Genomic DNA, 1,047 nt, shown 5'->3' on the forward strand with positions numbered 1-1,047 from the left:
AAGGAAGTTTGCAACCATTTGCTGGGTAACTTCACTCGGTGCGATGCTAATGCCTTCTTTCGCAACACCATGGTCGCCAGCAAACACCAACATCGTTGGCTTGCGAATAACAATCTCTTCAACGGCTTGTGCTTGATCTTGGCTTTGAATCAACGCTAATTGCAATGCGACTTTTTCTAGCAACCCTAGAGCACCTAAGGGTTTGGTTTTGTTATCAATGCGCGTTTGAATATCTGCGGAAAAAGAGCAATCCATGTTTGGTATTCCTTCAAGTAATTGGTGTTCGTTCGATAGAAACGTTGTCTACAGTTGCGTATGCATTACGACGAGACAAGATAAAAGGCTGACGACGAATGAGAGAATAAGTGTACGCCTCTTTCATTCTATTTCATCTGATTTTCTCTTTTTGCTGATGTTTTTAGCATTCTGACTGTCATATTGATAAGAATATGATTCTAGGCCGCTGTTTTTACATAAATAGAAAAGTGATACGAATACATATCACCTGGATATCCAGCACAAAAAACCAAGCCCATACAACCAAGCAAATCATTGAAATCTATAACCAAAAAACAAACCAAAGTGACTAAAACCAAGCATTTATAACATGTCTAACACCTAATAAACTCAACGATTGGCACAACAAATGCTTGAATTAACTTGTCCCAATAAAATGGAGAGAGAATTATGTTTGCCAATCAAAGTCGTCGCCCTGCTAAGAGAAGCAAGCCCAAACCGCAGCGCAAAACCCGGCGCTCAATTCCCTTATCACTCTCCTGAGCCTAAGACCCGTAAATAACGGGTCTTTTTTTAACATGCGATATCGAGCTCGCCACTGCACAAATTTGATGGAGAGTTGCGGCTTATTCTTGCTCTTTCAGCGCGTTGGCATAAGCTACTAATGCCTAAGCACTTGTTCTCTAAAGAGGAAGCATACAATGACAAACGATGTTAACACTTGCGTAATCATCGCTGGCGCAACTGGGTTAGTCGGCAGCAAAGTGGTCGAAAACCTCATTGCTCAGTCAGGTATTTCTCATTTGTACT

General features: G+C 41.4%; 1 protein-coding gene and 1 pseudogene. One reads left to right on the forward strand and one right to left on the reverse strand.

Going from position 1 to position 1,047, the window contains the following annotated elements:
* On the reverse strand, positions 1-255 hold a 255-nt coding region (locus tag R7Q47_RS26440; protein WP_318090284.1), incomplete at its 3' end, for a nicotinate-nucleotide--dimethylbenzimidazole phosphoribosyltransferase.
* A gap of 683 nt (positions 256-938) precedes the next feature.
* Here R7Q47_RS26440 and R7Q47_RS26445 point away from each other — a divergent pair.
* Positions 939-1,047: pseudogene (locus R7Q47_RS26445) on the forward strand (oxidoreductase); the annotation flags it as partial.

Source organism: Vibrio sp. Vb0349, assembly GCF_033338975.1.